General features: G+C 63.4%; 25 protein-coding genes. 15 read left to right on the top strand and 10 right to left on the bottom strand.

What is annotated here, in order from left to right:
• Window positions 1-157: 157 nt before the first annotated feature.
• The gene (locus tag ACF8MI_RS01930; protein ID WP_082426318.1) at window positions 158-1,912 is read right to left on the bottom strand and encodes a phosphoethanolamine transferase CptA; all 1,755 of its coding nucleotides are present in this window, start codon (window positions 1,910-1,912) and stop codon (window positions 158-160) included.
• 158 nt (window positions 1,913-2,070) lie between these two features.
• Between ACF8MI_RS01930 and ACF8MI_RS01925 the strand changes: the two genes are divergently transcribed.
• The gene (locus ACF8MI_RS01925) at window positions 2,071-2,229 is read left to right on the top strand and encodes a DUF2986 domain-containing protein (RefSeq protein ID WP_082426317.1); all 159 of its coding nucleotides are present in this window, start codon (window positions 2,071-2,073) and stop codon (window positions 2,227-2,229) included.
• A gap of 171 nt (window positions 2,230-2,400) precedes the next feature.
• Here ACF8MI_RS01925 and ACF8MI_RS01920 read toward each other — a convergent pair whose 3' ends face one another.
• Together ACF8MI_RS01920 and ACF8MI_RS01915 are read right to left on the bottom strand one after the other, a co-directional pair.
• A complete protein-coding gene (locus ACF8MI_RS01920) occupies window positions 2,401-2,751 on the bottom strand; it encodes a hypothetical protein (RefSeq protein ID WP_060497175.1) in 351 nt (116 codons plus the stop codon).
• A gap of 211 nt (window positions 2,752-2,962) precedes the next feature.
• The gene (locus ACF8MI_RS01915) at window positions 2,963-3,553 is read right to left on the bottom strand and encodes a biliverdin-producing heme oxygenase (protein ID WP_200929439.1); all 591 of its coding nucleotides are present in this window, start codon (window positions 3,551-3,553) and stop codon (window positions 2,963-2,965) included.
• A gap of 163 nt (window positions 3,554-3,716) precedes the next feature.
• Here ACF8MI_RS01915 and ACF8MI_RS01910 point away from each other — a divergent pair, with 163 nt between their 5' ends.
• Complete coding sequence (locus tag ACF8MI_RS01910; protein ID WP_060497173.1) at window positions 3,717-4,208, top strand: GNAT family N-acetyltransferase; 492 nt, start codon at window positions 3,717-3,719, stop codon at window positions 4,206-4,208.
• A 13-nt stretch (window positions 4,209-4,221) separates the two neighbouring features.
• Here ACF8MI_RS01910 and ACF8MI_RS01905 read toward each other — a convergent pair whose 3' ends face one another.
• Window positions 4,222-5,130: a LysR family transcriptional regulator gene (locus ACF8MI_RS01905; RefSeq protein ID WP_060497172.1), complete on the bottom strand. Its 909-nt coding sequence runs from the start codon at window positions 5,128-5,130 to the stop codon at window positions 4,222-4,224.
• 93 nt (window positions 5,131-5,223) lie between these two features.
• On the opposite strand from ACF8MI_RS01905, the gene ACF8MI_RS01900 reads away from it, so the two are divergent.
• The 7 genes from ACF8MI_RS01900 to ACF8MI_RS01870 all read left to right on the top strand — a co-directional run bounded on the left by ACF8MI_RS01900 (window position 5,224) and on the right by ACF8MI_RS01870 (window position 10,981).
• Complete coding sequence (locus tag ACF8MI_RS01900; protein ID WP_104834544.1) at window positions 5,224-6,171, top strand: ketopantoate reductase family protein; 948 nt, start codon at window positions 5,224-5,226, stop codon at window positions 6,169-6,171.
• A complete protein-coding gene (locus ACF8MI_RS01895; protein WP_016714609.1) occupies window positions 6,168-6,566 on the top strand; it encodes a VOC family protein in 399 nt (132 codons plus the stop codon). The genes ACF8MI_RS01900 and ACF8MI_RS01895 overlap by 4 nt, the downstream gene beginning before the upstream one ends.
• Complete coding sequence (locus ACF8MI_RS01890) at window positions 6,563-7,018, top strand: MaoC family dehydratase (RefSeq protein ID WP_200929438.1); 456 nt, start codon at window positions 6,563-6,565, stop codon at window positions 7,016-7,018. The genes ACF8MI_RS01895 and ACF8MI_RS01890 overlap by 4 nt, the downstream gene beginning before the upstream one ends.
• Window positions 7,015-8,247, top strand: coding sequence for a CaiB/BaiF CoA-transferase family protein (locus tag ACF8MI_RS01885; RefSeq protein ID WP_060497169.1), 1,233 nt, complete (start codon window positions 7,015-7,017; stop codon window positions 8,245-8,247). The genes ACF8MI_RS01890 and ACF8MI_RS01885 overlap by 4 nt, the downstream gene beginning before the upstream one ends.
• The gene (aroE, locus tag ACF8MI_RS01880; protein ID WP_104834545.1) at window positions 8,244-9,062 is read left to right on the top strand and encodes a shikimate dehydrogenase; all 819 of its coding nucleotides are present in this window, start codon (window positions 8,244-8,246) and stop codon (window positions 9,060-9,062) included. Before ACF8MI_RS01885 ends, aroE begins: the two co-directional genes overlap by 4 nt.
• A 3-nt stretch (window positions 9,063-9,065) precedes the next feature.
• Complete coding sequence (gene aroQ / locus ACF8MI_RS01875; RefSeq protein WP_060497167.1) at window positions 9,066-9,503, top strand: type II 3-dehydroquinate dehydratase; 438 nt, start codon at window positions 9,066-9,068, stop codon at window positions 9,501-9,503.
• A 65-nt stretch (window positions 9,504-9,568) separates the two neighbouring features.
• A complete protein-coding gene (locus tag ACF8MI_RS01870) occupies window positions 9,569-10,981 on the top strand; it encodes an MFS transporter (protein WP_104834546.1) in 1,413 nt (470 codons plus the stop codon).
• Window positions 10,982-10,997: 16 nt separating this feature from the next.
• Here the strand turns inward: ACF8MI_RS01870 and ACF8MI_RS01865 are convergent, their stop codons facing one another.
• Window positions 10,998-11,765, bottom strand: coding sequence for a LysR family transcriptional regulator (locus tag ACF8MI_RS01865; protein WP_060497165.1), 768 nt, complete (start codon window positions 11,763-11,765; stop codon window positions 10,998-11,000).
• Between the two features lie 122 nt (window positions 11,766-11,887).
• On the opposite strand from ACF8MI_RS01865, the gene ACF8MI_RS01860 reads away from it, so the two are divergent.
• Window positions 11,888-12,619: an SDR family oxidoreductase gene (locus ACF8MI_RS01860; RefSeq protein WP_060497164.1), complete on the top strand. Its 732-nt coding sequence runs from the start codon at window positions 11,888-11,890 to the stop codon at window positions 12,617-12,619.
• Window positions 12,620-12,637: 18 nt separating this feature from the next.
• On the opposite strand, the gene ACF8MI_RS01855 is transcribed toward ACF8MI_RS01860, so the two are convergent.
• Complete coding sequence (locus ACF8MI_RS01855; RefSeq protein WP_060497163.1) at window positions 12,638-14,011, bottom strand: 8-oxoguanine deaminase; 1,374 nt, start codon at window positions 14,009-14,011, stop codon at window positions 12,638-12,640.
• A 194-nt stretch (window positions 14,012-14,205) separates the two neighbouring features.
• Between ACF8MI_RS01855 and ACF8MI_RS01850 the strand changes: the two genes are divergently transcribed.
• Window positions 14,206-15,417 carry an MFS transporter gene (locus ACF8MI_RS01850; protein ID WP_060497162.1) on the top strand — a complete coding sequence of 404 codons (1,212 nt, stop codon included), beginning with the start codon at window positions 14,206-14,208 and terminating at the stop codon, window positions 15,415-15,417.
• Here the strand turns inward: ACF8MI_RS01850 and ACF8MI_RS01845 are convergent.
• From ACF8MI_RS01845 to ACF8MI_RS01835, 3 genes are all read right to left on the bottom strand, one after another.
• Window positions 15,387-16,322 carry a LysR family transcriptional regulator gene (locus ACF8MI_RS01845; protein ID WP_060497161.1) on the bottom strand — a complete coding sequence of 312 codons (936 nt, stop codon included), beginning with the start codon at window positions 16,320-16,322 and terminating at the stop codon, window positions 15,387-15,389. The two genes, ACF8MI_RS01850 and ACF8MI_RS01845, sit on opposite strands and share 31 nt — an antisense overlap.
• A 150-nt stretch (window positions 16,323-16,472) precedes the next feature.
• Window positions 16,473-18,053 carry an aldehyde dehydrogenase (NADP(+)) gene (locus tag ACF8MI_RS01840; RefSeq protein WP_104834548.1) on the bottom strand — a complete coding sequence of 527 codons (1,581 nt, stop codon included), beginning with the start codon at window positions 18,051-18,053 and terminating at the stop codon, window positions 16,473-16,475.
• A gap of 118 nt (window positions 18,054-18,171) precedes the next feature.
• Window positions 18,172-19,554 (bottom strand): APC family permease, encoded by a 1,383-nt coding sequence (locus ACF8MI_RS01835; RefSeq protein ID WP_060497159.1) that lies wholly within the window; start codon window positions 19,552-19,554, stop codon window positions 18,172-18,174.
• A 280-nt stretch (window positions 19,555-19,834) separates the two neighbouring features.
• On the opposite strand from ACF8MI_RS01835, the gene ACF8MI_RS01830 reads away from it, so the two are divergent.
• The 3 genes from ACF8MI_RS01830 to ACF8MI_RS01820 all read left to right on the top strand — a co-directional run bounded on the left by ACF8MI_RS01830 (window position 19,835) and on the right by ACF8MI_RS01820 (window position 23,761).
• Window positions 19,835-20,677 carry a helix-turn-helix transcriptional regulator gene (locus ACF8MI_RS01830; protein ID WP_060497158.1) on the top strand — a complete coding sequence of 281 codons (843 nt, stop codon included), beginning with the start codon at window positions 19,835-19,837 and terminating at the stop codon, window positions 20,675-20,677.
• Between the two features lie 42 nt (window positions 20,678-20,719).
• Window positions 20,720-22,102 carry an aspartate aminotransferase family protein gene (locus ACF8MI_RS01825; RefSeq protein ID WP_060497157.1) on the top strand — a complete coding sequence of 461 codons (1,383 nt, stop codon included), beginning with the start codon at window positions 20,720-20,722 and terminating at the stop codon, window positions 22,100-22,102.
• Window positions 22,103-22,267: 165 nt separating this feature from the next.
• On the top strand, window positions 22,268-23,761 hold the full coding sequence (locus tag ACF8MI_RS01820; protein ID WP_104834549.1) for an aldehyde dehydrogenase: 1,494 nt from the start codon (window positions 22,268-22,270) through the stop codon (window positions 23,759-23,761).
• 69 nt (window positions 23,762-23,830) lie between these two features.
• On the opposite strand, the gene ACF8MI_RS01815 is transcribed toward ACF8MI_RS01820, so the two are convergent.
• Window positions 23,831-24,556 (bottom strand): FadR/GntR family transcriptional regulator, encoded by a 726-nt coding sequence (locus tag ACF8MI_RS01815; RefSeq protein WP_016714594.1) that lies wholly within the window; start codon window positions 24,554-24,556, stop codon window positions 23,831-23,833.
• Window positions 24,557-24,887: 331 nt separating this feature from the next.
• On the opposite strand from ACF8MI_RS01815, the gene ACF8MI_RS01810 reads away from it, so the two are divergent.
• Window positions 24,888-26,036: a branched-chain amino acid ABC transporter substrate-binding protein gene (locus ACF8MI_RS01810; RefSeq protein WP_225521840.1), complete on the top strand. Its 1,149-nt coding sequence runs from the start codon at window positions 24,888-24,890 to the stop codon at window positions 26,034-26,036.
• Window positions 26,037-26,056 lie beyond the last annotated feature (20 nt).

The raw sequence follows: 26,056 nt of genomic DNA, 5'->3' as shown, positions 1-26,056 counted from the left end.
AAGGCCACGCTGGTGATCAGCCCGGCCAGCAGGAATACACCGTGCATCGCAACAGCGACACACCAACGATGAAACCGATCTGCCCGGCGAGCACGAAGCGGACGGGATATCGCAAACCCTGCAGGAGCAGCACAAGGCTGCTCCTGCAGGTGTCGGCTTACTGCCGGGTGCTGGCTGTTTCCTGTGCCTGCTCAGGCTTGTCCAGCGGCAGGTGGTCGAACTCGCGCAAGCCATCCTTGCGGTAGGGGTCGCCGATCCAGCGCTGTGTTGCCACGAACTGCGGGCTTACCAGGCTCTTGGCCGGCTCGAAGCGGTCATAGCTCAGCCCGGCCAGGTCGGACAGGGTATGAATCAGGTGCGAGCTGCTGTACGGGCGGTTGGCCATCGCCTGCAAGTCACGAGGGTGCTCGGCCTGCCAGCTGGGCGAGGTCCACAGCAGGAACGGAATGGTGTACATCGGCCGGGTCGGCGCGCCCTCGTTGCGCCCGAGGCGGTCGTGGTCGCCGGAGCTGTACACGTCTTCACCGTGGTCGGACAGGTACACCAGGAAGCCATTGGGGTTACCGGCCGAGTAGCGCTTGATCAGGCTCGAGACCACGTAGTCGTTGTAACGCACCGCATTGTCGTAGAAGTTGTAGGTTTTGACCTGGTCCGGCGTCAGTTTGCCTGGCACACCCTGGTTGTCGGTGAAGTGCGTGTAGTCGTCCGGGTAGCGGTAGCGGTAGTCCATGTGCGTGCCCAGCAGGTGCACGATGATGAACTTGTTCGGTGCAGGGTCCTGCAGGGCCTTTTCGAACGGCGCCAGCACCACGTCATCGTACTGGCTGGCATTCTGGTTGCGCTGGTTGTTCAGGTACACCGGCGCGTCCGTCTGCTGCGAGAAGGTGGTGAGCATGGTGTTGCGCTTGGTCATGGTCTGCTGGTTGGTGATCCAGAAGGTCTTGTAGCCTGCCTGTTTCATCAGGTTGATCAGCGACGGGTCGGTGAGGAAGCGGTCCGGGTTCTGCTCATCGCCGAAGGTGAGTATCTGCTGCATCACTTCGATGGTGTACGGGCGTGGCGATACCACATCGCGAAACACCGTCAGGCCTTTGTCGCTGGCGGCCAGGGCGTCGAGGTTGGGCGTGGTGTCGCGGTTATACCCGTACAGGTGCATGTGCTCGCGGGTGGTGGACTCGCCCAGTACCAGCACCAGGGTGCGGGGCGCCGTTCCGCTGCTGTCACGCAGGTTTTGCAGCGGCGGCAATGCGGCGTTCTGGGCCAGCAGTTCCTGCATGTTGTCCAGTTGCTGGCGGTACTGCCGGTAGCCGACCAGCAACTGCCAGGGCACGGCGGGTTCCATGCGCTGCTGCACCTTCTCGGCGGCATCGGCGAAATTGCGCTCCTGGGTGACCATCTGCTTGTAGAACGGGTACACAAGGTTGGCTACCAGCAACAAGGCGACCACCGGCAGGCGGCTGCGCAGGGGCAGGCTGACCGGGCGTACGCGTTTCCACAGCAGCACCGCCACCAGCGTGTACAGCAGCAATGCCAGGCCCAGCCAGATGCTGAAGTACTGGCTGAAGTACTCACCGGCTTCGGCGGTGTTGGACTCGAACATTACGAAGATGACGCTTTGCGAGAACTCCTGGCGATAGATGCCGAAGTAGCTCAAACCCACCAGCGATGCCCCCCACAGCACCAAGCCGATGACCGCTGCAGTCGCGCGGGTGAAGCGCGGCACCAGCAGCACCGGGGCCAGCCACAGGCTACTGAGGAAGAGCGCATCACGAAAACCGGCAAACCCGGTCGTTCCGCTGAACAGCAGCAACGCCTGGGTTACACCGGAAAAGTACCAGAAGAACAGCAAAAGCCAGCCCAGGCCGGCCCAGTCCACGCGCTTGTGCGCGGCGGGGGATGTAGTGTGTGACACGTATGCCTCGTCGTACCTTGGTAGCCAGCAGGATTGCTGCGGCCAGAAAGGGTGTGACGCTAATCTGTGGGCTGTGAAAATAACGTCAACGTGGCGAAATGCGCAGGCCGCACGGGTATGATGGCAGCCGCTAAAACGTACTGACAGGCCCTGTGGATATGAACCGTCGTAAGAAGATCAAGCAGCTATTGCAGGCGCATGCCAAAAAGGCCAGTGCCAAGCTGGCACCGCGCAAGCCCAAATACATTTGCAAGGCTGACCGTTTGAAGATGGAAGCCGAGGCAGCGGGGGATGCCGCTAACCTTACTGAAAGCTGATGCCAGAAACGCCTGCCATGGATCAATGCATAAAGCTCTGATTAAGCAGCGATCCTGTGAGAGCGTGCTTGCCCGCGAACACCGGCGAAGCCGGTGCCATACACCGCGTCGTCTTCTTCGCGGGCAAGCCCGCTCCCACAGGGTAGAGAGGCGCCTGCCGGGGCTCGCCGGTCAGCGGCGGTAGTAGCGGTGGTCGTCATAGTGACGCTGGTGCATTGCCCGCTCATGGCGGCGCTCCCAGTCACGGCGGCGTTCCCAGTCCCGCCGCCGCTCCCAGTCCCGTCGGGCTTGCTCGCGCCGCCATTGCTCACGGCGCCAGTCGCTTCTGTGGTCATGCCAGCGGTCGTCATCATGCGCCAACAGCGTGGCCGGCTGTTCGACGGCCATGGACGCCACGCTCGACCAAGGGTTGCCGGCAGGCTGCAACGGTGACTGAACGGCGGGGGCCTGGGCCACCGGGGCTTTCATTTGTGTTGCCGATGCCGAACCCATTGCCGCGAACGAGAACAGGCCGAGCAGCATCAACCTTGCGACATGTATTTTCATGAGCGAAGCCAACCTCTGATAACAATTGAGCCATCTGGCCAGCAGGTGGGGGCGCGGCGTGTCTCACGTTACGCTACCTTTCTGTGCCTCCCTCATAGACACGCAATCAAGAAAAAGTTCGCTGCAGCAACAACTTGTAGAACTTCGATGGCCTATCACCCGGCGGCGGCCGTTGATAGGCACCCAGTCATTCTTCTGCGAACACCTCTCGCAGGTGCGCCCGGTAACTGTCGAACGCGGCAATCGCGCCAGCGACCACTGCGGCTTCGTCCTGCTCGTCCAGCACCAGGCCGTCGAGCCGGGCAACGAACTCGCGCCAATGCAGCGCCCGGCCGTCCGGGTGTGGCGCCAGGTGGCGGGCGCCTTGGTCGCCATCGAGCCCCAGGCGCTGGGTTTGCTTGAACAGAAACGCCGCACCCAGATTCGAACCTTCGCTGCAATATAGCCAGCCCAGGGCCTCGACTGGGTCGACGCAGACTTGTTGAGGGTGCGTGGGCAATGGCAGGCCGAGATCACGCAGGTCGGTTTCGACCGCAGCGAAGCGCGACAGCCCAACCAGCCCCGGCAGGTGCTGGTTGAGCTGCGCATCGTTGTACAACGTCAACAGGCTGCCGTGAAAGCGGTACTGTACCTGCAGGAAGCGGCCATAGCGCTCGCGGTTTTCGAAAGGGCGTGCCGCCATCACCAGTTGATCGACGCTGTCATGGTCCCTACTGCTGGCTGCTTTCAAGCGTTTGCAGCGGCCGGGCTCCACGAGGGGGGAGGGTGCAGCGGTCATAGGCGTATCCGTGGTGTGAGGGGTATACGCCCATCATGCTTGCCATCCTTGGCCAGCATCAAGCACCACGTGGCTGGCTTGGCCGAGGGTGGTGGCCCGATATCGCCAGAACACACGCCTGATTTACCATGGTAGACGCTTTCACGTTTCCAAGGAATCAGCCATGAGTACTCCCCAGTTCCGCACCCCCACCGCCGCAGACGCCGAGCGCTGCTACGCCATTGAAATCGGCGCCTATGAAGGGGATGAGGCGGCCACCCTGGAGAAGATCCGCACCCGCATCGCACAGTACCCACAGGGTTTTCTCATTCTGGAAAACGCGGGTGAGATCGTCGGTTTCATCAACAGCGGCTGCGCCCACGAAGTTGTCATGTCTGATGAAAACTTCAAGGAACTGGTCGGCCACGACCCGGTAGCACCGAACGTGGTGATCATGTCGGTGGTGGTGGACCCGGCACATCAGGGCAAAGGCTACGCCAAACGGCTGATGGAAGCATTCATCGCCCGTATGAAAGCGTCGGGCAAGCAGACCATTCACCTGATGTGCAAAGAGCAGCATGTGGCCCTGTACCAGAAGCTGGGCTACCGGTATGTGAAGCCGTCACCGTCGGACCATGGCGGCATGGCCTGGCACGAGATGATCATGGGCCTGTAAGCGAGGACGTGCTTCAGGCCGGGCGGCCGAACAGGTTGTGGATCACCTCCCTCAGCCAGCGGTTGCCACTGTCCTGGTGGTAGCGAGCGTGCCAGTGTTGCTTCACCGTGAAACCCTCAACTGCAAACGGGCAGTCGTGCACTTGCAGGTCATGCATATCGGCTAGCGTCTGCCCGATGTGCCGAGGCAGGGTTGCGACCAGGTCCGTAGTGCCGACGATCATCCCCAGCCCGAGAAACGCGGGTAGCTCCAGCACGATGCGACGTTCGATGCTGGCGCGCGCCAGCCCCGCTTCCAGCAACTTCTGGCCGGTCCCCGCGCTGATCTGCACATGGCCCTCAGCGTGGTAGCGGGCCAGGTTCATGCCGCCTTCCAGCCGCGGGTGCTGGCGGTTGCTCAAACATACCCAGTCCTGTTCGAACAGGACCTGCTGGTACATCCCGCCACCCAGCCAAGGGACAAAGCCGATGGCGAGGTCGGCCTCACCCGACTCCAGCGCGCTTTCACTATTGCCATCGATGCGCACAGCCTCCAGGCGGATGCCCGGCGCATGCGTGCGCAGGTGGTTGAGGATGCTTGGCAGCAGGGTGATATGGCTGGCATCGCTGACACACAGGCGAAAGCGCCGTTGTGCCGTGGCGGGGATGAACTGCGGCTCCCAGGCGGTGAGCCTGCGCAGCGACTCAAGGACTTCGCGGCAAGGCCCGATCAACTGGTCGGCGCGCGGGGTAGGGGCCATGCCGCCGGGGGTGCGCACGAACAGAGGGTCGTTCAGTTGCTGGCGCAGGCGGGCCAGCCAGATGCTGATGGTCGGCTGGCTCTGGCCCAGCTGTTCGGCGGCACGCGTAACGCTACGGCAGTGGTAGAGCACATCGAACAATTGCAGCAGCTTGGGCTCGGGCAGGGCGTCGGCAGCAGGCATTATTGTAAATCTCAATTAGCATATTGCGGTCATTGTATAGCGCGAATAAAGCCCGCTGCATAAGGTAATCGCAAACCACAGGAGGTCTGCGATTTGAAAGTCTGCATTCTGGGTGCCGGCGCCTTGGGCTGCGCCATTGGTGCGGCGCTGAGCGAGGCCGGGCATGAAACCTGGCTACTAAACCGTGGCCGCGAGCATGTCGAAGCGATGAACCTGCACGGGTTGCAGGTGCAGGATGAGCGCGGTGAGCGCCAGGTGCTCGTCAACGCCACCACTGATGCCAACGACGTGGGTGTGGCCGAGCTGGTCGTGGTGCTGGTGAAGTCATTCCACACCGCCGAAGCGATGGCCGGGGCCACCGCGCTGCTGGGGCCGCAGACGCTGGTGCTGTCGCTGCAGAACGGCTTGGGGCACGAGGACATTCTGGCTGAGGTGGTCGGACGGGAACGGGTGCTGGCGGGTAAGACCTATGTGGGCGGCGTGCTACTTGCACCCGGTTCGATTCGCGCTGGTGTGGCGGGCAAACACACTTACATCGGTGAACTCGACGGGCAGCTTTCAGCGCGTGTCCAGGCCATCGCCGAGGCCTTCAACGCTGCCGGGCTGGCCACCACGGTCAGTGACAACATCCTCGGTACCATGTGGGACAAGCTGTTGGTCAATGTCGCCACGGGCGCACTCAGCGGTATCACCAAGCTCAGCTACGGCCAGTTGTACAGCGAGCCGCTGCTGGCCAGCACTGCCAAAGCGGCGGTGGCCGAGGCGATTGCGGTGGCCGAGCGTGCCGATATAAGCCTGAGCCTGACCAGCCCCGACGCCGCGTGGGCCTTGGCCGCCGAGGGCCTGCCATCGAGCTTCCGCACCTCGATGCTGCAAAGCCTGGAAAAAGGCTCGTTCACCGAAATCGACTTCATCAATGGCGCTGTCGTGCGCTGGGGCCAGCGCCACGGCGTCGCCACACCGGTAAACGCCACGTTGGTGGCCTGTATCAAGGGCATCGAACGCGCGATGGCCGATCATCAGAAAAGGGACAACCCATGAGCCAGCCAAAAGCCTACCTTGAACACGTGGCGTTCTGGGTGCAGGACATCCAGTGGCATATCCGTTTTTTCAGCGAAGTGTGTGGCATGACCATGCGTGAGGTGCAGGGCAGCGTCGAGCAACCGGCGCAGTACTGGACGCTGGGCGGCCTGCAGTTCATTCACCAGCCCGACTTTGCCGGCCCTGAGGGGCGCATGGCACACCTGGGCATCATGTGCGAAGACCTGGAGAGCGTCCTGGCAGCCGCCCAACGCTATGGCGTCAGCGAAATGCCCCAGGGCCGCAACTGGCTGCGCTTGCCGGACGGTCTGGCGGTGGAGTTCATTCAGGCGTTGCCGGCGAAGTGTGTTGCCCAGGCACTGGCCATCGACCCGCGTGCGCAGGTGCAGGCATGAGCGTGGTGCAAAGGTACTGGGATGATGCCCGCGAAGGCGATGAGTGCATCAGCCCCACCTATACCGTAACCCGTGAGCGCATCCTGGCCTACGCCGATCTCACGGGTGATCACACCCCGGTGCACGTTGACGAGGCCTACGCCAACGCCAGCCACTTCGGCTGCCTGGTTGCGCACGGTCTGTTCGGGCTGTCGATCGCCGATGGCCTGAAGACCCAGTGCGAGTACCGCTTCTTGCCGGGCATGTCGCTGGGCTGGACCTGGGATTTCGTGTTGCCGATCAAGGTCAACGATGTGTTGCATGTACGCATGCGGGTGGGGGCGATGCGGCCGAGCAACAGCCGGCCAGGCTGGGGCATCGTGGTACTGCCGTCAGAGCTGGTCAACCAGCATGGCCAGGTGGTGCAGCGCGGCGAGCACCGGTTGATGGTGCCACGGAGGGGGCAGGCATGAGCCAGGCATTGCCATTGGCGGGTATCCGCGTCATCGATTACAGCCACTTCCTTGCCGGGCCCTATGTGGGGCGCTGCCTGGCGGCGCTGGGCGCTGAAGTGATCAAAGTCGAGCGGCCGGGCAGCGGCGATGCTGGCCGCCAGCACGCCTTTACCCTGGATGATCAGCAGAGCGGCTACTTCCTGCAGATGAACATGGGCAAGCAGGGCGTCAGCGTGAACATGAAGGACCCACGAGGAAAAGCCTTCATGCAGCGCCTGGCCGACTCGGCCGATGTATTCATTGAAAACTACCGCCCCGGCGCGCTGGACAAGCTGGGGCTGGGCTATGCCGAGCTGTCGGTGCGTAACCCGCGCCTGGTGTACTGCTCGATCTCCGCCTATGGCCACACCGGGCCGGATGCCCACCGCGCCGGTTTCGGGCTGATTGCCGAGGCCAAGAGCGGGATCATGCAGATGGTCGGTGTGCCGGGTGAGGCGCCGCCATTGCTGCGCATTTCGCTGGGCGACATGTACACCGGTATTCACGCCGTAGCAGCGATCAACGCGGCACTGTTGGGGCGCGTGAGCAGTGGGCGCGGCCAGCACATTGACATGGCGCTGTACGACACCTTGGTGTCGATGCACGAGTACGCCGTGCAGTGCTACACGCTGTCCGATGGCACAGTGCTGCCCGAGCAGACCGGCCACGACATGCCCACGTCTACCTTGTACGGCGTGTTCCGCGCCGCTGATGGCGATCTGGTGATTGCAGCCCAGGTCGATGATGCCTGGCGGCGCTTCGCCGCCATGCTCGAAGCCAACGGCGGCCCGGCAGGTTTTGGCAGCGATAACCGCTACCACGACCTGAATGGCCGCAATGCCCACCGCGAGGCGATTCTGGCGGTGGTGCGTGAATGGGCGGGTGCGCGCTCGGTGGCGGAGATCCTTGCCTTGCTCGACACCGTCGACATTCCCAGTGCCAAGGTACAGCGTATCGATGAGGTGTTGGCCGACCCGCAAATCCAGGCGCGCAACATGGTCATCGAACAGCTGCACCCTCGCTACGGTACCCTGCGCCTGCCCAATCTGCCGTTCCGGTTTTCCGACTGTGACACCACGATCCATCAGGTAGCCCCGGACCTCGGCCAGCACAACGCCGAAGTGGCCGCAGCGCTTGGCTTCAGCCCTGAAGAAATCACCGCCCTGCAGGCAGACGGTGTGTTGTTTACCCACGGAGATACACGATGAGCGACCGCTACGCAGTGATCGGCCGACCGATCAACCACACCAAGTCACCGCTGATTCATGGCCTGTTCGCTCAGGCCTGCGGCCAGCAACTGGAATACGGGGCTATTGAAGGCTCGCTGGACGGTTTTGAGGCCCAGGTGTTGCAGTTTTGCACTGACGGTGGGCTGGGCATGAACATCACCGCCCCGTTCAAACTGCGTGCCTTCGAGCTGGCCGACCGGCGCAGCGAGCGCGCGCAGTTGGCCCGGGCCGCCAATGCGCTGAAGTTCGAGGATGGCCATATCACAGCTGAAAACTTCGACGGCATCGGCTTGCTGCGCGATATCGAAGCCAACCTCGGTGAGCCGCTGCGCAACCGCCGCGTGCTGATGCTTGGCGCCGGTGGTGCAGTGCGCGGCGCGCTATTGCCGTTCTTGCACGCGCAGCCCAGCGAGCTGGTGATTGCAAACCGCGACATGACCAAGGCCTTGGCACTGCGTAACGAACTGGATCACCCAAGGCTGCGTATCAGCCGTTACGAAGCGCTGGAAGGGCAAACCTTCGACATTGTGGTCAACGCCACTTCCGCCAGCCTTGTCGGTGAACTGCCGCCGCTGCCTGGCGGGGTGCTGGGCGACGCGCGACTGGCGTATGAACTGGCCTACGGCAAAGGCCTCACGCCGTTCCTGCGCCTGGCGCGCGAGGCCGGTGTGGCACGCCTGGCGGATGGCGTGGGTATGCTGGTCGAGCAGGCCGCAGAGGCGTTTGCCTGGTGGCGAGGCGTACGGCCTGAAACCCGTGCCGTGATCGACCGCCTGACGATTGCGCTGGAATAAGCCATGGTTGCCAATGTCCTGATGCTGCACGGTATCAACCACAACATGTTTGGCAAGCGCGACCCGCGCCAGTATGGCACGGCAACCCTGGCCGACATCGACCAGGCCTTGGAGGCGCTGGGCGCGGAGCTGGGGGCAAGGGTCGAGAGCTTCCAGAGCAACTTCGAAGGTGCCCTGTGCGAGCGTATCCATCGGGCCTTTGACGACCGGGTGGATGCAGTGCTTATCAATGCCGGGGCGTGGACGCATTACAGCTACGGTATTCGTGATGCACTGGCCATTCTTGAGGTGCCGGTGGTTGAAGTGCATATGTCGAACATCCATGCTAGGGAACCGTTTCGGCACCATTCGGTGTTTGCCGAGGTGGTGCGTGGGCAGATCTGCGGGTTTGGTGTCGAGACTTACCTGCTGGCGTTGCGTGCAGTCATGCGCATGCTCTAGGTCCCGGCTCCCACGGGGCCGCTCACGGCCCCATGGATTCATTGCCAACCAGAAGGACGCGTACCTTGGCCAATCCGGCAGCCCCCTATACCTCGCGCCAAGCCACCTGCATCGCCTTGCTGGTCGCCATCACCTTCTTCATGGAAAACCTCGACGCCACTGTCATTGCCACGGCGCTGCCGCAGATGGCCAGTGATTTCGGCGAAAATGCGGTCAGCCTGAACATCGGCATCAGTGCCTACCTGCTGGCGGTGGCGGTATTCATTCCGCTGAGCGGCTGGGTGGCCGACCGCTTCGGCGCGCGACAGGTGTTCGCCGGGGCCATTGGCCTGTTTACCGTGGCGTCGCTGCTGTGTGGGATGGCCACCAACCTGCAAACCTTCATCGCCGCGCGGGTATTACAGGGTATTGGCGGTGCCTTGATGGTGCCGGTAGGCCGGCTGGTGGTGCTGCGTACCACCGAAAAGAAAGACCTGGTGAAAATGCTTGCGGTGATCACCTGGCCCGGGCTGGTGGCACCAGTCCTGGGGCCACCGCTCGGTGGCCTGATCGTCACCCATTGGTCGTGGCCCTGGATCTTCTACCTGAACATCCCCCTCGGGTTGGTGGCGATCGCGGCGGCCTGGTTACTGGTTCCGAATGCCCGTTTAGATGAAACGCGCCGTTTCGACATGCTGGGCTTCGTGTTTCTGGCTTCGGCTTGTGCGGCGTGGCTGGTCGGCCTGGAAATGCTTGGTTCACTGGCGGGGGGCAGCCTGGAGGGCGGGCTGACGCTGGTGTTGCTGGGTGGGGGGTTGAGCGGGTTGGCGATCCGTCACTGCAAGCGCCATCCTGCACCGCTGTTGCCACTGGAGACCTTGGCTATCCCCACGTTCAGGGTCAGCATCGTGGGCGGTACCTTGTTCCGCCTGTCGATCAGCGCCTTGCCGTTTTTGATCCCTCTGCTGTTGCAGATCGGTTTTGGCCTGTCGCCAGTGGATGCCGGGCTGCTGGTGCTGGCGATCTTCGCGGGCAACCTGGCGATGAAGCCGTTCACCACCCGCTTGCTGCGCCGTTATGGCTTTCGCCGGGTGTTGCTGGTCAATGGCGTGATTGGCGTTGGATGCATTCTGGCTTGCCTGGGCTTGCAGCCAGGCATGCCGTGGTACTGGATGGCGGTGGTGCTGTTCGTGGGCGGGCTTTCGCGCTCGATGCAATTCACCACCTACAACGCTGTCGGCTTTGCCGAAGTGCCCAAGCAGCAGATGGGCGAGGCTTCGACGTTGTTCAGCATGTGCTTCCAGCTGGCGATGGCCTTGGGGGTGGCGGTGGTGGCGCTGCTGCTACGCGTAGCGATGATGGTGCGGGGGGGCGAGAGTGAGATGTCAGTCAGCGACTTTCACTGGGCGTTGATCGGCGTTGCATTGATCGCCTGTGTCGCGTTGGTGGATGCCATCCGCTTGCCGAGCAACGCCGGGGAGCACGTGCTGCGCACTTGATCGTTGAAGGGTCCGGCTACAAGGCATCACGCAGCTGGATGACACCGTCGAGCGCCAGCGCCTGGGCCGAGTAGCACAGGCCGATGCGTCGGCGCAGGTCCAGTTGTGGCATAGGCTCGCTGTGTACGCCACGGTGCTCGGCCGCCAGTGACTCCGGCACGATCGCGGTGCCCAGGCCTGCGGCGACCAGCTCCAGGGCCAGGGCAAAGCTATCGGCCTCTGCCACAGGCGTGCCGCTGTAAAACGGTTGCAGGCGCTGATGGCTGGGCTGTGCAGGGCAGGTGATCCACTGGGCCTTGGTGGGGGCCTGCGGTGCGGTCGCCAGGACGAACCGGTCGCTGTGCAGCGGCAGAAACAGTTCATCCTCACAACGCAGTTCCTCGCTGGCGAGCCGCACTGCGCCCATGCAGCCGGTCACCAGTTGCAGGCGCACCGGAGGCTGGAGGGCTGCCGCTGCCAGCACCACCTTGCCCAGCACCGCCGCGCTCACATCCTGCTCGACACCGATCTGCAACGGCGTGCGTTCACGATCCCCTTTGAAGCGCCCAAGCAGGCGGTTGGCATCGGCGACCATGCGCTGCGCCTCGGGGTACAGCGCCCGGGCATCCTCTGTTACCTCAACGCCGCGGGCCTGGCGAACGAACAGCGTGGTGCCCAGCGCTTCTTCCAGTGCCTTGATGCTGCCGGAAAGCGCCGGTTGGCTAAGGTGAATCGAGCGCGCGGCGGCGGTGATGTTGCGCTCTTCGAACACGGCGATGAAGGCACGAAGCTGGCGATAGTCCATAGGGTACCCATAAGTGATGCCGATGGCTGTGAAAGGAATTTCCCATTTTTCGCAAGAAAAACAGGTTTCTATACTGGCTCTACTTCTTACCCATAGGCAAATCGGATAACAGGATGGTGACCATGACCAACACCCATAAACCCTTGGTAGTCATTACCGGCGCCAGCTCCGGCATCGGCCTGGCCACCGCCAGGCTACTGTCCAGCCGTGGCCACGCCTTGCTGCTGCTTTCGCGTCGCCTGGCGCCGATGCAGCAACTGCAGTTGCCAAACACGCTGGCACTGTCGGTTGATATCACCGACCGCACTGCGGTGCAGGCCGCCGTCGCCGAAGCCGAAACGCGCTTTGGGCCGGTAGACGCGATCATCAACAATGCGGGGGTGATGCTGTTGGGCAACATCACCACCCAGGACCCGGAGCAGTGGGACCGCATGCTCGACGTCAACGTGCGTGGGCTGCTCAACGGCATCCATGCCGTGGCCAGCGGTATGGTCGAGCGCAAGCACGGCACCCTCATCAACGTCAGCTCCGTGGCCGGTCGCAAGGCATTCCCCAACCATGTCGCCTACGTCGGTACCAAGTTCGCCGTCACTGGCCTTTCGGAAAACCTGCGTGAAGAACTGGCGCCGAGCAACGTGCGGGTGATCACCATCGAGCCAGGCGCGGTCGATACCGAGCTGCTCAGCCACACGACCGATGATGCCATCAAGGCCGGCTACAACGACTGGAAGCAGGAAATGGGCGGGGTACTCACGGCCGAGACCATTGCCGAGACCATCGGCTTTGCCTACGGCCAGCCTCAATCGGTGTGCATTCGGGAAATCGTGGTGTGCGCTACCCGCCAGCAGGCGTGACGGGTAACGCGGGGTGCATCACGCACCGCTGACCAGTTGGTGCGCCAGCTGGTTGTGGCGCTCCAGCACGCGGGGCAGGTCGACGGTGGTCAACTGGCCGTCCTGGACCACCACACGGCCGTTGATCACGCTGGTGTGCACCTGGGTCGGGGTGCAGAACACCAGTGCCGCCAGCGGGTCGTGATGGCCGCCGGCATAGGCCACGTGGCCCAGGTCGAAGGCGACGAAGTCGGCGACCATGCCGGGCGCCAGGGCGCCGATGTCATTGCGGTTGAGCACCTTGGCACCGCCCAGGGTGGCGATTTCCAGGGCTTCGCGTGCGGTCATGGCGTCGGGGCCGAAGCCTACCCGTTGCAGCAGCAGGGCCTGGCGCACTTCACCGATCATGCTGGCGCCATCGTTGGACGCCGAACCATCGACCCCCAGGCCCACCGGCACGCCGTGGTCGCGCATCTTGCGCACCGGGGCGATGCCCGAGGCCAGGCGCATGTTCGAGCAAGGGCAGTGGGCGACCCCGGTGCCGGTGCGGGCGAACAGCTCGATGCCGTGCTGGTCGAGCTGCACGCAGTGTGCATGCCAGACATCATGACCGACCCAGCCGAGGTCTTCGGCGTATTCGGCGGGTGTCATGCCGAATTTCTCGCGGCTGTAGGCGATATCGTTGACGTTTTCGGCCAGGTGGGTGTGTAGCGACACCCCGTATTGGCGCGCCAGCGCGGCGGCTTCGCGCATCAAGTCGCGGCTGACCGAGAAGGGCGAGCAGGGCGCCACCACGATACGGCGCATCGCGCCATGGCTGGCATCGTGGTAGTCCTCGATCAGGCGCTGGGACTCCTTGAGGATGTCGGCCTCCTTTTCCACCACCGCGTCAGGCGGCAGGCCGCCCTGGCTCTGGCCCACGCTCATGCTGCCGCGCGCGGCGTGGAAGCGCATGCCGATTTCGGCGGCGGCATGGATGCTGTCGTCGAGCTTGCAGCCGTTGGGGTAGATGTACAGGTGGTCGCTGGAGGTGGTGCAGCCGGACAGGATCAGTTCGGCCATCGCGGTCTGGGTCGACACCGCGATCATTTCGGGGGTAAGGCGTGCCCAGATCGGGTACAGGTTGGTCAGCCAGTTGAACAGCTCACCGTCCTGGGCAGCAGGCACCACGCGGGTGAGGCTCTGGTACATGTGGTGGTGGGTGTTGACCAGGCCCGGGATCACCACTTTGCCGGCCATGTCCAGGATGACATCGGCCTGTTTTGGCAAGGTGTCGCTGGAGCCGACCTGCTTGATCAGGTTGCCTTCGATGAACAGGCCGCCGTGTTTGATTTCGCGGCGTTCGCCGTCCATGGTGACCAGGAGTGCAGCGTTTTTGACGAGGAGGGTTTTCTTGCGGGTTGCAGATGACATGGCTAAGGCCCGTCGCAATACGCATCGGCGTTTACCGATGTCGTAGGCGAATGGTTATGTAATCAGAATTCCTGAAAGTTGTATACATTGACCGGTTATTGATGAATATGGATCATTTAATTTGTGAAATATGACCAGAAATAGGAATTCATTTTGCCAATAGACTGACAGCCTCTTTTCTGGAGCCTGTCTTGATGTCTGTTCATGAATCCAGCCTTGGGGCTGCCACTGCCGGCCGAAACGTTGCTATCAGCATCGCCATCCTGGCCTTCTCGGCATTCCTGATCGTCACCACTGAGTTCCTCATTGTCGGGTTGCTGCCCGCGCTCAGCCAGGACCTGGGGATATCGATCTCGATGGCGGGCCAGTTGGTCACGCTGTTTGCCTTTACCGTCATGCTTACCGGCCCGGTCTTGACAGCCGCACTGGCCCATCTGGACCGCAAGCGGTTGTTCATCACCATCCTGCTGGTGTTTGCCGCAGCCAATGCGCTGGCTGCGGCATCGAACAGTTTCTGGGTGCTGGCTATCGCGCGGGTGATTCCGGCTTTGGCATTGCCGGTGTTCTGGGGCACGGCCAGCGAAACGGCCGGGCACCTGGCCGGGCGTGATCGCGCGGGGCAGGCCATCGCCAAGGTTTATCTGGGCATCTCGGCGGCGATGTTGCTGGGCATTCCGCTGGGTACCGTGGCGGCCAATGCCGTGGGCTGGCGTGGCGCGTTCTGGATACTGGCCGCGCTGTCGCTGCTGATGGCGTTGGCCATGGGGTTGTGGATGCCGCGAGTCGCCCGCACGGCGAAAATCGATTTCATGCAGCAGGCGCGCATTTTCAAGGAGCGCTATTTTCTCGCCAATGTGCTGCTGTCGGTGGTGGTGTTCACTGCGATGTTCACCGGCTACACCTACCTAGCCGATCTGCTGCAGCGGGTTGTCGGCGTCGCACCGGCACATACCGGCTGGTGGCTGATGGGCTTTGGCGCAGTCGGCCTGTTTGGCAACTGGATCGGCGGGCGCGCAGTGGACCGTTCACCGCTCTGGGCGACGGCGCTGTTCCTGCTGCTGCTGGCCATAGGTATGGCGGCGCTGGTGCCGCTGGCAGGTTCCGGCCTGGCATTCTGCCTGGCACTGGCGGTGTGGGGCATTGCCAACACGGCGCTGTACCCCGTCAGCCAGGTGCGGGTGATGGGTTCGGTGACGCATGCCCAAGCCTTGGCCGGTACCACCAATGTGTCGGCGGCCAACGCTGGGATCGGCCTGGGCGCCGTGCTCGGTGGCATGACCATCCCTGGTTTGGGTATCGAGTACCTGGGCTACATGGCCGCCGGTGTCGCGCTGTTGGCGCTGGGCCTGGTGCCGCTGGTGAGCAGCCTTTCGCGTCAGCCCGCTGTGCTGGCACGGGTGCCGTGAGGCGACAACCGGGGCAGCAGATAGTCACGCAAGGCGCGCACCTTGGGTAACCCTTCGCGGCTTTTCAGCCACACCAGGTTCATCGGCAGGCCGTCGGTGGCCAGGGCCGGCAACACCTCCACCAGGCGCCCTTGATCGAGGTGTTGCTGGGTCAGCCAGGTGGGCAGCTGGCCGATGCCATGTCCGGCCAGCACGGCTGCAACTTCCCCCTCGCCGTCGCCCACCGCGATGCGCGGCTGCACGGTGCGTCGCTCCATCTCGCCAGGTTGGCGGCCCTTGAAGAACCATGGGCTGACCATGCCGTCGGTGTGGCCATAACCGATGCAGTGATGGTGTTCCAGGTCGCGCTCGTCTTGCGGCACGCCGTGCTTTTCCAGGTAGGAGGGGGCGGCACAGAACATCAGGCGCTGGGCACCGAAGTACTGGTGGCCGAGCGCGGCCGGCCATGCATCCGGGCCTCCGATGCGCACGACGATATCGATGCCTTCGTGCACCGGGTCGACAAAACGATCGGAAAACGACACATGCGGCTGCAGCAGAGGGTGCAGGCGGATGAAGTCGAGGATCAGTGGCAGCACATGCAAGCGACCGTAGGAGGCGGGCAGCTCTATTCGGACTTTGCCGTGGGGTTGACTATCGCTGGCGACCAGTGCGTGCTCGACCTCTTCCAGGTCAGTCAGCACCGAGGTGCAAGTGCGGTAGAACACCACGCCCGCCTCGCTGAGCGACAGGCTGCGGGTGGTGCGATTGAACAGGCGTGCGCCCAGGCGAGCCTCCAGCCGGGCCACGCTCTTGCTGATGGCCGAGCTGGTGAGGTTGAGCCGCTCGGCGGCTGCGGTGAAGCTGCCCATATCGGCGACGGCGACGAAAACATCGATGCCTTTGAGGCGTTCGGAGGAGTACATGGCCGGCCTTTTGATGAATTGGGTTTGATTGTCGGTGCTGCATTATTCAATGCTGACAACCAAAATTCATCAATGGTGTGAGCCTGTAACGTCCTCTTCGCGGCGATTAGGCGCCTCGAAGAGGACGGCACAGGCTACCTCAGTGCCCGATCAAACCGTCTCCCGGGTGGCCACACCATCCACCAACCGCGCAATCCCCAGCGGGTTGGCGCTTTTCAGCGCATCCGGCAGCAGTGCCTCCGGGTAGTTCTGGAAGCACACCGGGCGCAGGAAGCGGTCGATGGCCAGGGTGCCGACCGAGGTGCCTCGGGCATCGGACGTGGCCGGGTAAGGCCCGCCATGCACCATCGCGTCCGATACCTCTACGCCGGTCGGGTAGCCGTTCAGCAGCAGGCGCCCGGCCTTGCGTTCCAGCAGTGGCACCAGTCCGGCAAAGGCGTGCAGGTCGTCAGGCTCGGCAATCAGGGTGGCCGTCAGCTGGCCCTGCAGGTGGCGCAACGCCTCGGCCAGTTGCTGGGCATCGGCCACTTCCACTACGACGGTGGTCGGGCCGAATACTTCTTCCTGTAGCAGTGGGTCGCCGTTCAGCAGCAGGCTTACGTCAGCCTTGAACAGCTGTGGCCGGGCCTGGTTACCGGTTTGCGGCTGCCCGGCCAGATGCTTGATGCCTGGGTGTGCCAGCAGGTGCTGCACATCGTTCTGGTAGCTGCGCAGGGTTCCGGCATTGAGCATGGTCTGTGGACCCTGGTCGGCCATCCGCGCCACCAGCGTGTGCACGAAGTGCTCGAACTGCGGCGACCGAATACCGATGACCAGGCCCGGGTTGGTGCAGAACTGCCCGCAACCCAGCACCACCGAGGCGGCCAGCTCTGCAGCCACTTGCTCGCCACGGGCCAGCAGCGCCTGGGGCAGCACGATGACCGGGTTGATGCTGCTCATTTCGGCGAACACCGGGATTGGCTGCGGGCGCGCGGCAGCCATGTCGCACAGGGCGCGGCCACCCCGCAGCGAGCCGGTGAACCCCACTGCCTGAATGGCCGGGTGCTTGACCAGCGCTTCGCCCACGCCGGCACCGTAGATCATGTTGAACACCCCTGCCGGCATGCCGCTGCTGGCCACGGCGCGGTCGATGGCTGCGGCGACATAAGCGGCCGTGAGCATGTGCCCGCTGTGCGCCTTGAACACCACGGGGCAGCCCGCTGCCAGCGCCGAGGCGGTGTCACCCCCTGCGGTGGAGAAGGCCAGTGGGAAGTTGCTGGCGCCGAACACGGCCACCGGGCCCACGCCGATGCGGTACTGGCGCAGGTCCGGGCGTGGCAGCGGGGTACGCTGGGGCAGGGCGCGGTCGATTCGGGCGGCGTAGAAGTCGCCACGGCGTACCACCTCGGCAAACAGGCGCAACTGGTTGCTAGTACGGCTGCGTTCGCCACGGATGCGGGCTTCGGGCAGTGCGGTTTCGCGGGTGACATGCTGGATGAAGTCGTCGCCCAGGGCGTCCAGTTCGTTGGCGATGGCGTCGAGGAAGGCGGCGCGCTGTGCCGGGCGGGTACTGCGGTAGGCCGGGTAGGCAACCTCGGCAGCCTGCACGGCAGCCTCGATTTCGTCGCCGGTTGCCTGGTGGAAGGCGTACGGCAGCGGCTCGCCGCTGTGGGCGTCGAAGCTGTTCAGCAGCACGTCCCCGTTGCCGCTGAGTTGGCCGGCGATGTGGTTCAGGCGATGTTCGATGGACATTTCGGTTCCCGTTGGCAATGACAGTCGTTGCGCTGGGACTGTAGGCGGCTAACGGGAGGCTGAATAATGATTAATGCGGATCGGGTGATAACGAACGGTTATCACCCGGTGCTCAGCGTCACTCGGCCATCTGCAACTCCGGCAGCTTCACCCGGAACGCCTTGGTCAGCCCCATCAGCACCACCAACCCCATGCCCATCCAGCACAGGCCGATGGTGAACGACAGGCTGGTCAGGCTGCTCCACAGCCACAGGGTGCTAAGGAAACCCAGGCCGGGAATGGCGCCATACAGCAGGTAGTTGCGGCCACCGCGTAGCTTCTGATCGACCAGGTAGTGCTTGACCACCGCCAGGTTTACCGCCGAAAAGGCGAACAGGGCGCCAAAGCTGATCATGTTGGCCACGGTGTCGAGGGTGATGACCAGGGCGATGAGGGACAGCAGGCTGACCACCAGAATGGCAGTCGCCGGTACGCGCTTTTTCGTCACCAGCTGGCCGAACGCACGCGGCAATGCGCCGTCGCGGCCCATGGCGAACAGCACGCGTGAGACGCTGGCTTGGGACACCATGGCCGAGGCGAAGCAGCCGGCCACGTAGGTGGCGGTGAACGCAGTTACCAGCCATTCGCCGCCCACACGGCGCATGACATCCACCGAGGCCGAGTCCGGGTCGGCAAAGCTGCCCCAGTCGGGGAACACCATTTGTGCGCAGTACGACACTACCAGGAACAGCAAGCCGCCGATCAGCGACACGGCCAGGATCGCCACGGGAATGCGGTAGGTCGGGTTGTTGGTTTCCTCAGCCATGGTCGACACCGCGTCAAAGCCGAGAAACGACAGGCACAGCACGGCGGCGCCCGTCATGATCAACGGCACGTTGAAGCCTTCGTGATGGAAGGGGGCCAGCAGCGACACCGGCTCCGCCTGTCCGTTGAGCTTGAGCACGGACAGGGCGACGAAGACGATGATGAACACCAACTGCGCTACCACCAGGATCCAGTTGACGCGGGTGATCGACTCGATGCCGATCAGGTTGAGGAACGTGACCAGGGCAATGGAGCCCGCCACCCACACCCAGGCGTGGATCGCCGGAAAGTATTCCGACATGTAGATGCCGATCAGCAGGTAGCTGAGCAGCGGCAGGAAGATGTAGTCGAGCAGCAGCGTCCAGCCGGTGATGAAGCCGATGTGGCTGCCGAAGGCTTTGCGCGTGTAGGTGTAGACCGAGCCGGAGTAGGGGTGGGCCTGGACCATGCGGCCGTAGCTGTAGGCGGTGAGCAGCATGGCGGCGAGGGTGAGCAGGTAGGCGGTGGGCAGGTGCCCTTTGGTCATCTGGGTGACCAGCCCGTAGGTGGTGAAGACGGCCAGGGGCACCATGTAGGCCAGGCCGAACAGCACCAGGGCGGTCATGCCCATGGACTTACGGAAGCGGCCGGTGCTGAAGCCGGGGTGTGACGGTGCATGCGAAGCAGGCGAATGGGCTGTACTTGTTGTTGTATGCATTGCTAACTCCTGGAAAGGGATGCAGGGCACCGCAGTACGCGAGCAGGCTCGCTACCGGTGGGGGGTGTGCAAGGAGGTCGAGCGCAAGGCTCGCAGCGCTGGGGCGGTTTGATGCTCCCACACCCTGTGGGTGCCCGGAATCACCCTTTGGGGTGAGGGGGCGCCCCTTGGCCGACTCACCCCAACGGGTGATTTCGGTACCTGCAGCGGCGTGGGAGTATCTGGTCAACAACGCACCGCACTGGCGGCGGTGCCACTGAATAGAAACGGCAGGCCCACAGTGACTAATCAATTGCTTTCAGAACAGTGGTTCGAGCACCTGGCCAAGGTCACCGAGGCCATCGGCCGCCCGGGCTTCGCCGACAACCTGTTTGCTGCACTTGGCGTGATCCGGTCGATCCAGGCGACCACGGTGTACCTCTACCCGCACGACGGCATGCCTTGCGCGCTGTTCGAGCAGGACGACAAGGCGCCCTGGCAGCCCGAGGGCAATGTCAGCCGCTACCTGTCGGGCTTCTACCTGCTCGACCCGTTTTACGGTGCTTGCGTGGAGCAGGTCGCGTCCGGTTGCTATGGCCTGTTCGAAGTGGCCCCCGACCACTTCGAGGTCAGCGAGTACTACCAGTCGTTCTACCGCCACTCGCACCTGGAAGATGAGCTCAACTACATCCTGCAGGTGGCGCCCGGGCAAAGCCTGGCGGTGTCGCTGGCGTTTACCGACAAGCTCGATACACAGACCCGCGAGCTGTTCGGGCGCGTCACGCCCTGGGTGCTGGCGGTACTCGGCAAGCACTTCGCCGGGCTGGACAGCCGCGCCGGGCGTTTCGAGAACATCCTCGAACAGCGCATCCACGCTGCGCTGAACAACTTCGGCAGCTCGTTGCTGACCGAGCGTGAATGCCGTATTGCCCAGCTGATCCTGCGTGGCCACTCGACCAAGTCGCTGGCCGAGCGCCTGGGTGTTTCGGAAGACACCATCAAATCGCACCGCAAGAACGTCTACGCCAAGCTCGACATCGGTACCCAGTCCGAGCTGTTTTCCCTGTTCATCGACGCGCTGGCCAATGCCCAGGGTGTGCTGGGCAAGGACCCGCTTGAAAGCTACATGGGCAAGCTGCGCTGAGCGACGGCTGCCCTGCAACCCCACCGCAAAGGAAAACCAACAATGAACGCGCCTTTCGCCCCGCAACGCCAGACCCGTGACTACCAGGCAGCCGACGCCGCACACCATATCCATGCCTTCCTCGATCAGAAGGCGCTGAACGCCGAAGGGCCGCGGGTGATCGTGGGGGGCGAACGCATGCACCTGTGGGACAGCGAGGGCAAGCGCTACCTGGATGGCATGTCTGGCCTGTGGTGCACCCAGCTCGGTTATGGCCGCCGTGACCTGACGGCCGCCGCTGCCACGCAGATGGACCAGCTGGCGTACTACAACATGTTCTTCCACACCACCCACCCGGCGGTGATCGAGCTGTCCGAGTTGCTGTTCAGCCTGCTGCCGGGGCACTACAGCCACGCGATCTACACCAACTCGGGCTCCGAGGCCAACGAGGTGCTGATCCGCACCGTGCGCCGCTACTGGCAGGTGGTGGGTCAGCCAAGCAAGAAAATCATGATCGGCCGCTGGAACGGTTACCACGGTTCGACCCTGGCGGCCACTGCACTGGGCGGCATGAAGTTCATGCACGAAATGGGCGGGTTGATTCCGGACGTTGCGCACATCGATGAGCCGTACTGGTACGCAGAGGGTGGCGAGCTGACCCCGGCCGAGTTTGGCCGCCGTTGCGCCTTGCAGCTGGAGGAAAAAATCCTTGAGCTTGGCGCCGAGAACGTTGCCGGCTTTATTGCCGAGCCGTTCCAGGGCGCGGGCGGCATGATCTTCCCGCCGGAAAGCTACTGGCCGGAAATTCAGCGCATTTGCCGCCAGTACGACGTGCTGCTGTGCGCCGATGAGGTGATTGGCGGCTTTGGCCGCACCGGCGAGTGGTTTGCCCACGAATACTTCGGCTTCGAGCCCGACACCCTGTCGATCGCCAAGGGCCTGACCAGTGGCTACGTGCCCATGGGCGGCCTGGTGCTGAGCAAGCGCATTGCCGAGGCGTTGGTAGAGCGCGGTGGGGTGTTTGCCCATGGCCTGACCTATTCCGGCCACCCGGTGGCGGCGGCGGTGGCCATTGCCAACCTGAAGGCGCTGCGCGACGAAGGCATCGTGCACCAGGTGAAGGACGACACCGGGCCCTACCTGCAACGCATCCTGCGCGAGGTGTTCGCTGACCACCCGTTGATCGGCCAGGTGCAGGGTGCCGGACTGGTGGCGGCGTTGCAGTTTGCCGAGCACAAGCCAACGCGCAAGCGTTTTGCCAACGAGAACGACCTGGCCTGGCAGTGCCGTACGTTCGGTTTCGAGGAAGGGGTGATCATTCGCTCGACCCTGGGCCGGATGATCATGGCCCCTGCCTTGATCGCCAACCACAGCGAGCTGGATGAGCTGGTGGAGAAGACGCGGATTGCCGTGGACCGCACGGCCCGGTTGGTCGGCAAACTCTAACCCGCTCGCAAGCCCGACACATTTCTCTGTGGGAGCGGCCGAGCCCGCGAATCAGCCGCCGCAGTGCATGGCACCGGCTTCGCCGGTGTTCGCGGGTAAACCCGCTCCTACAGGAGACGCGCAGCCCTTCACCAAAAGACTGCTCCAAAGGTTTAAGGAGTACAAATGTACACCCTCGAATTCTGGCAACAACGCGCCTCGGACCTGTACCTCCCGTCGCAGGCACTTATCAGCGGCAAAGCCGTCCACGCCCAGGATGGCGCCACCTTCGCCGCCATCAACCCCGCCACCAACGCCGTACTGGCCCAGGTCACTGCCTGCGGCCAGGCTGAAGTCGACCTTGCAGTGGCCAGCGCCCGCCGGGCCTTCGAGCAAGGCCCGTGGCCACGCATGGCCCCCGGCGAGCGCAAGAAGGTGCTGCTGCGCCTGGCCGAGCTGATCATGGCCCATCGCGAAGAACTGGCCTTGCTGGACTCGCTGAACATGGGCAAGCCCGTCATGGATGCCTACACCATCGATGTGCCGGGCTCGGCCCAGGTGTTCGCCTGGTACGGCGAGGCGCTGGACAAACTCTACGACCAAGTGGCACCCACTGCACCCAACGCGCTTGCCACCATTACCCGGGAAGCGCTCGGTGTGGTCGCCGCCGTGGTGCCCTGGAACTTCCCGCTCGACATGGCCGCCTGGAAGCTGGCCCCGGCGCTTGCGGCCGGCAACAGCGTGGTACTCAAACCCGCCGAGCAATCCCCGTTCTCGGCCCTGCGTCTGGCCCAGCTGGCCCTGGAAGCGGGCTTGCCGGAAGGTGTGTTGAACGTGATACCGGGCCTGGGTGAGCAGGCGGGGCAGGCGCTGGGCCTGCACCCCGACGTAGACTGCCTGGTATTCACCGGCTCTACCCAGGTTGGCAAGTACTTCATGCAGTACTCGGCGCAGTCCAACCTCAAGCAAGTGTGGCTGGAATGCGGTGGCAAAAGCCCCAACCTGGTGTTCGATAACTGCCAAGACCTGGACCTGGCGGCGGAAAAGGCCGCCTTCGGCATTTTCTTCAACCAGGGCGAGGTATGCTCCGCCAACTCGCGGCTGTATGTGCAGCGCTCGATCCATGACGAATTCGTCGAGCGCCTGCAGGCCAAGGCACGCCAGTGGATGCCGGGTAACCCGCTGAACCCGGCAAGCCGCGCCGGTGCCATTGTCGATGCCGAGCAGACCGGCCGCATCGAGGCCGCCATTACCCGCGCCGGGCAAGAGGGCGCCAGGTTGGTGTGTGGCGGTCGGCGTTTGACTGTCGAAGGCTCGGACAACTACATCGAGCCGACCATTTTTGCCGGTGTCGAGGGGCGCATGCGCCTGGCGCGGGAGGAAGTGTTCGGGCCGGTGCTGGCGGTCAGCGCCTTCGACACGGAAGAAGAGGCGGTGCGCCTGGCCAACGACAGCCTGTATGGCCTGGCTGCCTCGGTGTGGAGCGATGATTTCAATCAGGTGCACCGGGTGGCGCGGGCGTTGAAGGCCGGCACGGTGTCGGTGAACACGGTAGATGCGCTGGATGTGACGGTGCCGTTCGGCGGGGGCAAGCAGTCGGGGTTTGGCCGCGACTTGTCGCTGCATTCGTTCGACAAATATTCGCAGCTCAAGACCACCTGGTACCAGCTGCGCGCCTGATGCGTTGTTCATGAACTGCGTCGCCTGCTTCGCGGGTTCACCCGCGAAGAGGCCAGCGCAGGGCAGCGATCAGGCCTTGCTGTCGAGCAAGCGCTGATACCGCGACAGGCTCTCTTCCAGGTGTTTGCGCAGCGCCGTGCGCGCACTGGCTACGTCGCCCATGCTGATTGCCGACAGGATTGCCCCGTGTTCACGGGCGATTTTCTTGATATGCGCCTGGCGGTTCTTGCCGGTGACCTGCCCATGCTTGAGGTTCAGGTCGAGGATGATGTCCGGCCCCAGCGCCTCCAGCAGTTGGGTGAAGTGCGGGTTGCTAGTGGCGCGGGCAATCGCCAGGTGGAACTCGAAGTCGGCCTTGGCTTCTTCCTCTTGCGTGGCGCCGTCCAGCGAGTTGAAGCGGTCGAACGCCTCGGTGATCGCCGCCATGCTCGCAGGGCTGCGGCGCTCGGCGGCGCGGGCGACCGATTCGGTCTCGATGCCCAGACGCAGTTCAAGGATCTGCGCTGCAGCGCGTACATCATCGACAACGCTGTCGATGGCGAAGCCGATGCGCTTTACATCCTGCTCGACCACGAATACGCCCACACCCTGGCGAGCGATCAGGCGCCCGCCAAGGCGCAGCGAGGCCACCGCCTCGCGGATGACCGGGCGGCTGACGTTGAACTCTTTGCACAGCTCCTGTTCGGACGGCAGTTTGTCGCCCGGGCCGTAGGTGCCGTTGTCGATCCGGCTGGAAAGCTCCTGGATCACGGTTTCCGCCAGGTTGGCGCGGCGCGTGCCTAACGACGCATTCATAGAAGGGTTGCTCCTGAAACTGATTGGCTCATCACGGTTGATTCTCCGACAGGTTGCGCGCAGCCCTGATGCCCCTTGCGGCGGGATCCGTAGCCAACCAGCGGTGATGTTGTCGGCATATGTTATCAAACATCTTACTAGTCAGGCTCACGCCCTGCTTTTTGATTGCGTGCATCGCTTGTCGCCGGAAAGATTATTTTACCTTCTCCCGTAGCATACACCCATTGACAGTTGCCTGCTGACTGTTATCTTACAAGTGCGATGGCGTTCCGGCCAATTCGCATGCGGTAAGCGATGTCGAGGTTCGTCCAACCACTACTGGGAGCTGAGCATGAATAACAACAAAGGAGGGCGTACAGCCCTCGCGACCGCGGTAACATTGCTGATGGCCATGGGGACGGCACACGCAGCAGACAGTGAAATCGTCAGGATCGGCTTCGCCGGCCCCCTGACCGGGCCTTCGGCGCACCAGGGACAGGACGTCGAGCATGGCATCCAGATCGCGGTGGAAGAGGCCAACCAGCAGCAGCTGAAAATCGGTGACAAGGTGGCCCGGTTCAAGCTGGTTTCCGAAGACGATGTCGCCGACCCGCGCACAGGCACTGCGGTGGCGCAGCGGCTGGTGGACTCGAAAGTGGCGGTGGTGATTGGTCACTACAACTCTGGCACCAGTATTCCCGCTTCGAAAATCTACGCCGCCGCCGGCATTCCGCAAATCTCGCCTTCGGCCACCAACCCCACCTTGACCCGCCAGGGTATCCCCTCGGTGTTTCGCACCGTCAATGACGACGCCACCCTCGGCCGTTATGCCGGCAATTACCTGGTCAGCCAGCTCAAGGCCCAGCGCATTGCCATCTTCGATGACCGCACTGCGTATGGCCAAGGCCTGGCCGATGAGGTGACCAAGGCGGTCAAGGCGGCGGGTGGCAACGTGGTGGTGCGCGAGTACACCAATGACAAGTCGACCGACTTCAATGCTATCCTCACCACGGCCAAGGCGCAAAAGGCCGATGCAGTGTTCTTTGCCGCCCTCGACTACCAGGCCGCCCCGATGGCCAAGCAGATGAAGAACCTGGGCCTGAAGGCGCGCTTCATGAACATCGGCAACCTGCCCAACGATTCGTTCAGGCAGATGGCCGGCAGCGCCGCCGAAGGCACCTACGCCTGGAACTACGGCACGCCGTTGCAGGACATGCCCAAGGGCGCGGCTTTCGAGCAGAAGCTCAAGGACAAGTTCGGCGTGGGCGTGGTGCAGTCGTCGCCCGCCGCCTATGACGCCACCTGGGCGGCAATCAACGCCATGGTCAAGGCCGGTTCCGACGACCCCAAAGTGTACCTGCCTGTGCTCAAGAGCCAGAGCTACGAAGGCGTCACCGGCACCATCGCCTTCGACGACCAGGGCAACCTGAAGAATCCGGCGGCCACCGTGTTCCAGTTCGCTGACGGCGGCTGGAAAACCCTGTCGGTCGAGCGCGACTAAGCAGCACCTCATAACAAGCA

It is taken from the genome of Pseudomonas sp. yb_9, assembly GCF_043103635.1.
GTDB lineage: Bacteria > Pseudomonadota > Gammaproteobacteria > Pseudomonadales > Pseudomonadaceae > Aquipseudomonas > Aquipseudomonas monteilii.
The sequence above is the reverse complement of the archived record's forward strand: the minus strand, read 5'-3'. Positions and strand labels throughout refer to the sequence as shown.